The organism is Pseudonocardia sp., from assembly GCF_025965585.1.
In the GTDB taxonomy this organism is placed as follows: domain Bacteria; phylum Actinomycetota; class Actinomycetes; order Mycobacteriales; family Pseudonocardiaceae; genus Pseudonocardia.
Genome location: NZ_JAOPWR010000541.1, coordinates 1 through 8,927 on the forward strand (window position 1 = coordinate 1; position 8,927 = coordinate 8,927).

The window sequence follows — 8,927 nt, forward strand, 5'->3', positions numbered from 1 at the left end:
CGGCCGGCTTCCACGTGAGGCCGGCGGTGCGGTGCTCGGGGGTCTCATCGTCGTGGTCGAGGTGAACCCGCGGGTCACACCAGGTCGGGCAGGAAGAGACGTGTTGGATGTGCATGGGTCGCGGTTCCTTCGCGATCAAGTCCCCGGGGCCGGCGCGAGCACGCCGCCCGGGGGCGTCTGATTAAGGGGGGTCTGAGGCACCTCGGCCAGCCGGGTGGTCCGCGCCCAGTCCGCACCAGGTCCGCCACTGGCCACCAACAGCCACCAACATCAGACACACAACTTGCAGGTGAACGCCGGTACTCACCGGGCGCCACCAACGGCCACTTAGGACCGGAATCCACTCGTAATGCGTAGGTCTGGGGTTCGACTCCCCAAGGCGGCTCCACCATTTCTGCAGTTCAGAGGCGTGTAGCTGTGCGCTGTGTGATGTGAGTGCGCATGGCGAAGTCATGCCAGGGCGAGTGGGTTGCTCGTCGGTTCGAGGCAAAGCGACTCAGCCAGGGTCTCGTGTGTACGTCAGACGAAGAGCCGGGGCAGCAGGTCTCGGCTGCTGTCACGGAGGTCGTCGAGCGCTGTCGCCGAGCCGGCGAGGTGGCGCTGCAGCGCCTGCTGGAACAGCCCGTCGAACAGCGCGTAGGCCGCGGAGGGCGAGCAGGTCGGCTGGGTCCCCGTGAGGTCGGCGTAGGCGCGGACGAGGCGCCAGATCATGTCCTGCAGGCTGCCGTCGATCTCGGCGACGTCGTTGCGGAAGGCCTCCTCGAACAGGGACTGCGAGCGCAGGTCGTACCAGAGCCGGTGCATGAGCGGGGCGTCGGCGAGCGTGGCGGCCAGCCCGTTCCCGCAGGCCGCGGCGAGCTCGTCGGGTGTGGACGCCTCGGCGACGAGGCCCTCGTAGCGCTGCACGCAGGCGGCTTTGTAGCGCCGCACGCAGTAGGTGATCAGATCGATCTTGTCGGCGAAGTAGTAGTGCAGGAGCCCGTGGGAGAACGACGTGTTGTCCGCGATCGTGCGCAGGCTGGTGCGCGCGTAGCCGAGGTCTGCCAGGGTCAGCAACGCCGCGTCGGCGAGCTCGCGGCGGCGGTCCTCGAACTTGTCGACACGGGACTGCAACCGCACGGCGGCTGAGCTGGGCATGGGGCGACGATACCCAACGGGTGGATTTCCTGACCACTCGTCCAAGAGAATCTTGACATCCGTCCAAGATCAGGCCACGGTCGTGCCTGTCACCGGTGGTGCTGACGAAGATCGAGAGACGACGATGTCGCTGACCTTCTATTTGGACAAGGGTGCCTCCCTGGATCCCGAGGCGTCCTGCCTGACCCTGGAGGGGGCGTCGCTGTCGTACGGCGAGGTCGTCGAGCTCTCCCACGCGGTCGCCAGGGCGCTGCGACGCTCGGGCGTCGAGCCCGGGGACAAGGTCGGCATCCTCTCGGCCAACGACCCGACCGCGTTCTCGTGCGTCTTCGGGATCGCCCGGGCGGGCGCGGTGTGGTGCCCGATCAACCCGCGCAACGCGGCAGGCGAGAACGCGGAGCTGCTCGACCTGTTCGACTGCTCCGCGTTGATCTTCCAGCCGGCCTTCGACGAGCTGGTCGCCGCGATCGCCCCGAACCTCCCGAAGCTGACCACGCTCGTCCGCCTCGGCGAGAAGGACGATCTGGCCCAGGCCTTCCACCCCTGGCTCGACGCCGCCCGGGACGATCCCTCCGCCGAGGCCGCGCAGCCCGAGGACGTGGTGGCACTGGTCGGCACCGGTGGCACCACCGGGCGCCCCAAGGGGGTCATGCTCACCGATCGCAACATCGAGGCGATGTCGGCGATCACGCTGATGAGCTATCCCTTCGAAGGGCGTCCCATCTACCTGGCCCAGGCTCCGCTGACCCACGCGGCCGGCGTGCTGTGCTTCCCGATCCTCGCCCGCGGCGGGGAGGTCGTGATCATGGCCAAGCCCGATGTCGGCCGGTTCCTGGAGCTGATCGAGCGGCACCGGGTCACCCACACCTTCCTGCCGCCGACGCTGATCTACATGGTTCTCGGGCATGCGGCGCTCGACAGCACGGACCTGTCGTCGCTGCAGTGCTTCTGGTATGGCGCGGCACCGGTGTCGGCGGCCAGGCTGGCCGAGGCACTCGACCGCATCGGGCCGATGGCGCAGCTCTTCGGGCAGTCCGAGGCCCCGATGATGATCTCGACGATGTCACCGGCCGAGCACCGCCAGCCCGACGGGACGATCGACACCGCACGGCTGTCCTCCGCGGGCCGGCCCTCGCCGCTGGTCACGGTGGCGATCCTCGACCAGCAGGGCCGGCCCGTACCGCGCGGGGAGCGGGGGGAGATCTGCGTCCGGGGCTCCCTGGTGATGGCCGGCTACTACCGCAACCCCGAGGCCACGGCGGAGGCGTCCGCCCACGGCTGGCACCACACCGGCGACATCGGTTTCCTCGACGAGGACGGCTACCTGTACATCGTGGACCGTGCCAAGGACATGGTGATCACCGGCGGGTTCAACGTCTACTCCGCCGAGGTCGAGCAGGCGCTGATGGCCCACGACGCCGTCCGCGACTGCGCGGTGATCGGCCTGCCCGACGAGAAGTGGGGCGAACGGGTCACCGCCGTGATCCAACTCCAACCCCACGCCGAGGTCGACGTCGACGACCTCATCGCGTTCGTCAAGGAGCGCATCGGCAGCGTCAAGGCGCCGAAACAGATCGAGATCTGGGCCGATCTTCCCCGCTCCACCATCGGTAAGGTCCTCAAGACAGAGATCCGCGTCACACTCTCCGGTCGCTGACCGAATCAGCGCTCGCCACATGCATGCCGCAAGGAGGCCGCATCATGAAGCTCGCTCTCTACCTGCCGAACTTCCGCGACAAGGTGACCGTCAAGGAGCTGGAGGACCTCACCGCGCTCGCCGAGGAACTCGACTTCGACTCGGTGTGGACGCTCGACCGGATCGTCGTCCCGGAGGCGTCGGATCGGCAGGAGCTGCAGTACTCGTTCGGCATGATGGAGGACCTGCCCAAGGCCCTGCCGGTGTCCTCGCGCGGCGAGTGGCTCCAGGGGATGCCGCTGATCCCGTGGCTCGCGGCGAAGACGTCGAAGGTCCGGATCGGGATGAGCATCATCGACACGCCGTACCGTGCCCCCGGCGTCCTGGCCGCCGAGATGGCCACCATCGACCACCTCTCGAACGGCCGGCTCAACGTCGGCGTCGGGTCCGGGTGGATGCCCGAGGAGTTCGCCGCCTCGAGCGCCTCGCACATCTTCCCGAAGCGGCACAAGCACGTGCGCGAGACGATCGAGATCATGCAGGGCATCTGGGGCAACGACCTCTTCGAGTACCACGGCGAGTTCGCGGACTTCGAGAGGTGCGGGTTCGGGGTGAAGCCGCTGCAGAAGCCGGGCCCGCCGATCTTCTTCAGCGGGCTCAAGGACCCGGAGCGCGCAGCGAAGCGCGTCAGCAAGTACGACCTCGCGGGCTGGATCGGGATCCAGGACTCCCCGGAGGACATCGCGACGTGGCGCGGCGGGATCGAGCGCGAGCTCGAGAAGCTCGACAGCCCCCGCAAGGTCGGCGACCTCGAGATCAGCAGCATGCTCTGGACGGTGATCCTGGACGGGGACGTCGACCAGAGCCCGGCAGGCAAGGCCACGAACCTGATGGTGGGCTCCGAGCGGCAGATCACCGACCGGCTGAAGGCGTACAAGGAGGCCGGGATGACGATGCCGCTCATCTGGCCGCCGTTCGCGGACGTCCCGGTGGCGAAGACGCTCGATGACCTCAAGCGGCTCAAGAACGACATCATGCCGAAGGTCGAGGCCTCCTGAGAAGTCGGTTCCGCCCGTCCCACAACGAAGTGAGAGGAAGAGGATGTCCGAGCTCGAGGGTAAGCGGGTCTTCGTCACCGGGTCCGGTGCCGGGATCGGCAAGGCGATCGCGACGCTGTTCACGCAGCGCGGCGCCCGGGTCGTGATCAGCGACATCGACGCCGACGCGGCCAAGAAGGCGGCCGAGGAGATCGGTGCGGCGGGCGTCGCCAACTGCGACGTCACGGACGAGGGCCAGGTGCAGGCCGCGATCCAGCAGGCGGTCGCCCTCCTCGGCGGCCTCGACGTGCTGGTGAACAACGCCGGGATCGAGGTCTCCTCGCCGCTGCTGCAGCAGTCCACGGAGAGCTTCGACAAGATCTACGCGGTCAACGTGCGAGGTCCGTTCGTCGCGATGAAGGCGGCGATCGGGCACTTGATCGAGTCGAAGGGCAACATCGTCAACATCTCCTCGATCGCGGGTATCGGTGGCAGCCCGCTGCTCGGCTCCTACTGCGCGACCAAGGCGGCGCTGATCCAGATGACCCGGGTCGCCGCGGTGGAGATGCGCCCGACGGGCGTGCGGGTCAACGCGGTCTGCCCGGGGTTCGCCGACACCGCCATGGTCGAACGGCTCGTCCCGGACTTCGAGGCGGCGACCCAGGTCCCGTTCGGCGACCTCGTCGCCATGAAGCAGGGCAGGCTCGGCACGCCGGAGGAGATCGCCGAGGTGGCCGCGTTCCTCGCCTCCGACCGGGCGTCGTGGGTCACCGGCAGCCACTACGTCCTCGACGGCGGCCTGACCGCGTCCCTCGTGTGACGATGTCGACGGGCCCGCCCGGCCGGGCCCGTCGACAGGGAGGCGGTGCCGATGACCGACACGCTCTGGAGCCCGACGGTGGCCCGTATCGAGAACTCCGCCCTGCGCGAGTATCTGAACTGGTCGGAAGAGCGCGAGGGGCGGCCGTTCCCTGATCACGATGCCTTCTGGGCGTGGTCGGTGGAGGACATCGACCGATTCTGGCTGTCCATCGTCGACTACTTCGGGGTCGAGTTCTCCGCGCCGTGGACGCAGGTGCGCACGGCTGACCCGATGCCGCACACCCGGTGGTTCACCGGGGCGCGGCTGAACTGGGCGCAGCACGCGTTGCGCCGCGGGGCCGACGACGCCACCGCGCTGGTGTGCGTCCAGGAGGGTGGCGCGCCCGCGCGCGAGATCACCTGGGGCGCCCTGCGCCGCTCGGTGGCGGCGGCGGCCGGTTGGCTGCGTCGGGCGGGCGTGCGCCCCGGCGACCGGGTCTGCGCCTACCTGCCGAACACCGAGCACGCGGTGATCGGCCTCCTCGCCGCCGGCGCGGTCGGCGCGGTGTGGTCGTGCTGCTCCCCGGACTTCGGCGCCGAGGGCACCATCGGCCGCCTCGCGCAGCTCGAGCCCGGGGTGCTCATCGCGACGGACGGCTACCACTGGAACGGCAAGGAGATCGACCGCAGCGACGTCGTCGCGAAGCTGCGCGAGCAGCTTCCGACGGTGCATCACTTCGTCCACGTGCCGTACCTGTCCGACGGGCCGCACCCTGAGGGCTCGATCCCGTGGGACGAGTTGCTGTCGCAGGAGGAGCCGCTCGAGTTCGAGCAGGTCGAGTTCTCCCACCCGCTGTGGGTGCTGTTCACCTCGGGCACCACGGGCCTGCCCAAGGGCCTGGTCCACGGCCACGGCGGGATGACGTTGCAGGGTCTGATGTGGTCCGGGTTGTACTGCGGGCTGCGCGAGGGCGAGCGGATGTTCGCCTTCACCTCGACCGGCTGGGCGCTGTGGAACATGCAGCTGGGCGCGCTCACCCGGGGCGCGAGCATCGTGCTGTACGAGGGCAGCCCCGGCCACCCGGCGGGCGCGGTCTTCGAGGTCGCGGCACGTACCCGGGCGGACGTCATGCTGCTCGGCGCTGCCGTGGTCACCGCGACGGCGAACACCGGGGTGTCGCCCCGGCAGGAGCACGACCTGAGCCGGCTGCGGCACGTGATGGTCAGCGGCTCGGCGCTGCCCTCGGCCGGCTACCACTGGGTGATGGAGCACGTCGGCTCGGACGTGCGGATCGACTCGACCAGCGGCGGCACCGACATCTCCGGCGCGTTCGTCGGCGCCAACGAGTACGCCCCGGTCCGGGTGGGGCGCATCGGCGGCCGGCTCGCCGGCGTCGACTGCGCGGCCTGGGGCGAGGACGGCCATCCGGTCGTCGGCTCGGTGGGGGACCTCGTCGTCACCCAGCCGATGCCGTCGATGCCGGTGCACCTGTGGAACGACCCGGACGCGGCGCGCTACACGGAGTCGTACTTCGAGACCTGGCCCGGCGTCTGGCGGCACGGGGACTGGGTGACGCTGTACTCCGACGGCAGCCTCGCCATCCACGGCCGTTCGGACTCGACGCTCAACCGGCAGGGCGTGCGGCTGGGCAGCAGCGACTTCTACGACGTGCTCGAGACCATGCCGGAGATCGCCGAGACCCTGGTGGTCGGGGTCGACCAGCCCGACGACGGGTACTGGCTGGGCCTGTTCGTCGTCCCGGCCCCCGGGCACGCGCTCGACGAGGACCTGAAGCAGCGGATCGTCGCCACGCTACGGACCCGTCTGACACCCCGTCATGTCCCGGACGAGATCGTCGAGGCGCCCGCCGTGCCGCACACCCTGAGCGGCAAGCGGCTCGAGGTCCCGATCAAGAAGCTGCTGACCGGCAGGCCGCTGGAGAAGGCCGCGAACATCGCTTCCGTCGACGACCCCGACGCGCTGCGCTGGTACGCGCGGTTCGCGGCGGACCGGCTGGAGTAGCCCGTGCGCCTGGGTGCGACGCTCGCCCATCTGTCCGACGCGCGGCCGTTCGCGGTCGCCGAGTGGGCGAGACGCCTGGTGGGTGCCGGTTTCGAGAGTCTGTGGACACCCCAGATCATCGGACGCGGCTCCCTGGTCCCGGACCCGTTCGTGACCGTTGCGGTGGCGGCCACGGCCACCGAGGGGGTGGAAGTGGGAACGGCCACCGTGCAGGTGCCGCTCCATCATCCCGCCGACCTCGCGCACCGGATCCTGTCGCTGATGTCTGTTTGTGGTGACCGCCTGACCCTCGGCATCAGCCCTGGATCGACCGAGGCCGACTACGCCGCTCTCGACCGGGACTACACCGCCCGCTTCCGAACCTTCGACCAGAACGTGGCGCGGCTGCGGGTCCTGCTCGCCCACGGGCGGGACGAGCGCGCCGACCTCGCCCCCGCAGCCACTGCCACCGGCGGCCCGCCGCTCCTCCTCGGCTCGTGGGGTGCCAACGTCGAGCGGGCCGCCCGGGAGTTCGACGGCTGGCTGGCCTCCGGATACCGCCGCACGACCGACCAGATCATCGCTGCCCACGAACGGTACCGGGCCGCCGGTGGTCAACGGGCCATCGTGTGCGCTGTCCGGCTGTCCGGAACGGACGACCTCGGCCCCACCGGCGAGCAGCTCCAGCGCTACGCGGAGGCCGGCTTCGACGACGCCGTCGTGCTGATCGAACCAGGAGGGCCGGATCCCGAAGAGGTCAGAGCCCTGCTTCCATGAGACGTCAAGGCGTGTCTGCGACGACCGTCAAGGACGGCCAAGGCCCTTGAGCGCCCTGCTCCGGAGCAGGCGGGAGCGCACTAACCGTGTGGACCGGCAGGGTCACCCGTCGGAGGGACCGGGGCCCGGGGCGGGTGCTGATGCGGCGGACGGATCGGCTACTACCTCCTCCGCCCGCCGCTGAACGGCCACCTGCACGGCCCCCAGCACGATCTTGGCTATGACCCCGACCGCGACCAGACCGACGAGCATCTGGGTCATCGTGACGACACGCGCCATCTCGCTCTTGGGCGCGATGTCGCCGAAGCCCACCGTCGCGAATACGGTGACGGTGTAGTAGAGCGCGTCGGTCCGACCCAGGTTCTCTGTGAAGCTCCCGGCGTGGTGCTCGGAGATCAGGACGTAGGTCGAGGCGTAGGAGAGCAGGAGCGTCGCAAGCCCGATCGGCACGACCTCGCCCGCCCGCAGTCGGGGCGTCGGCGAGTCGAGGATCGCCCGGACCTGCCAGGTGAGGACGCCGCCCAGGACCAGCAAGATGAGCGTCAGCCAGACCGTGGTCCCGGCGTCGAGGGAGCGATCCAGCGGTGCCTGGTAGTACAGGGCGACCGTCACCGTCACCGTCGCCGTAGACCGCAGCAGGGACATCAGGACCAGCCTGCGCCGCTTCACCCGGCCCAGATCCTCGGACCGCCGCTTCCTCATCCGGGCCGTTCCTCCTCGCCCCGGGCCTGGGCCGACCCGGCTGACGGGACCAAACCATCCCCCGCCGGTACAGACATCACCCCGACCAGGTGAGCGGTCACGAGGTCCCACGCGGCGCCTGCTCCGGCCGGGATCGTGTTCTCAATGAGCCTGGGGTACCCGTTCGCCGCGATGGTCGACGGCCGGATCGATCGTCGCGCGGAACTCGGACGGGCACCTCATCCGGAATGGGTGATGCCGGGGCAGTCGCCGGTGCGGAGAGTGTCGTGGCGAACTGCAGGTGGCGATCGGTTTCGAGGAGGCTGGGCATGGCGGCATTGACGGTGTGGAAGTTCGGTTCGGCCAGCGGCGCGCAGAATGCGCTGGAGCTGCTGGAGCGGTTGCAGAAGGAGAAGTTGATCCAGGTCAACGATGCGGCCGTGGTCACGTGGCCGGTGGGGCGGAAGAAGCCGAAGACTGAGCAGCTGCACAGCACGACGGGCGCGGGCGCCCTGGGTGGAAGCTTCTGGGGCCTGTTGTTCGGGTTGATCTTCTTCGTGCCGCTGCTGGGGATGGCGGTCGGCGCGGCGATGGGGGCGTTGAGTGGCTCGCTGACCGACGTGGGTATCGACGACGACTTCATCGGCGACGTGCGGGGCAAGGTGACGCCAGGGACGTCGGCGCTGTTCGTGATGACGTCGAACGCGGTGGCGGACAGGGTGCTGGAGCAGTTCCGTGGCACCCGTGCGGAGCTGGTGTCGACGAACCTGTCGAACGAGCAGGAGGCGCGGCTGCGGGAGGCGTTCGCCGAGACCGAGACGGCCTGAGCGTCAACTCGCGGCGCGCCCGCTCGGAC

Annotated in this window: 8 protein-coding genes and 1 tRNA gene; 7 read left to right on the forward strand and 2 right to left on the reverse strand. The window is 69.6% G+C overall.

The window, feature by feature from the left end; genetic code table 11:
• Positions 1-312: 312 nt before the first annotated feature.
• A tRNA-Thr gene (locus tag JWR81_RS33305) sits at positions 313-388 on the forward strand.
• A 131-nt stretch (positions 389-519) separates the two neighbouring features.
• Here the strand turns inward: JWR81_RS33305 and JWR81_RS33310 are convergent.
• A complete protein-coding gene (locus JWR81_RS33310; protein ID WP_297661896.1) occupies positions 520-1,137 on the reverse strand; it encodes a TetR/AcrR family transcriptional regulator in 618 nt (205 codons plus the stop codon).
• A 124-nt stretch (positions 1,138-1,261) separates the two neighbouring features.
• On the opposite strand from JWR81_RS33310, the gene JWR81_RS33315 reads away from it, so the two are divergent.
• From JWR81_RS33315 to JWR81_RS33335, 5 genes are read left to right on the forward strand one after another with little or no spacing between them, the layout of a single operon-like run.
• Entirely contained in the window at positions 1,262-2,794 is a 1,533-nt protein-coding gene (locus JWR81_RS33315) for a long-chain fatty acid--CoA ligase (protein ID WP_297661897.1), read from the forward strand.
• A 44-nt stretch (positions 2,795-2,838) separates the two neighbouring features.
• Entirely contained in the window at positions 2,839-3,831 is a 993-nt protein-coding gene (locus JWR81_RS33320) for an LLM class flavin-dependent oxidoreductase (protein WP_297661898.1), read from the forward strand.
• 43 nt (positions 3,832-3,874) lie between these two features.
• Positions 3,875-4,630, forward strand: a complete 756-nt coding sequence (locus tag JWR81_RS33325; RefSeq protein ID WP_297661899.1) for an SDR family NAD(P)-dependent oxidoreductase — start codon at positions 3,875-3,877, stop codon at positions 4,628-4,630.
• A 51-nt stretch (positions 4,631-4,681) separates the two neighbouring features.
• A complete protein-coding gene (locus tag JWR81_RS33330; protein WP_297661900.1) occupies positions 4,682-6,634 on the forward strand; it encodes an acetoacetate--CoA ligase in 1,953 nt (650 codons plus the stop codon).
• Between the two features lie 3 nt (positions 6,635-6,637).
• Positions 6,638-7,390, forward strand: coding sequence for an LLM class flavin-dependent oxidoreductase (locus JWR81_RS33335; RefSeq protein WP_297661902.1), 753 nt, complete (start codon positions 6,638-6,640; stop codon positions 7,388-7,390).
• Between the two features lie 102 nt (positions 7,391-7,492).
• Here JWR81_RS33335 and JWR81_RS33340 read toward each other — a convergent pair whose 3' ends face one another.
• Positions 7,493-8,092 (reverse strand): potassium channel family protein, encoded by a 600-nt coding sequence (locus tag JWR81_RS33340; protein ID WP_297661904.1) that lies wholly within the window; start codon positions 8,090-8,092, stop codon positions 7,493-7,495.
• Between the two features lie 308 nt (positions 8,093-8,400).
• On the opposite strand from JWR81_RS33340, the gene JWR81_RS33345 reads away from it, so the two are divergent.
• Positions 8,401-8,898, forward strand: a complete 498-nt coding sequence (locus JWR81_RS33345; RefSeq protein WP_297661905.1) for a DUF1269 domain-containing protein — start codon at positions 8,401-8,403, stop codon at positions 8,896-8,898.
• Positions 8,899-8,927: the final 29 nt, after the last annotated feature.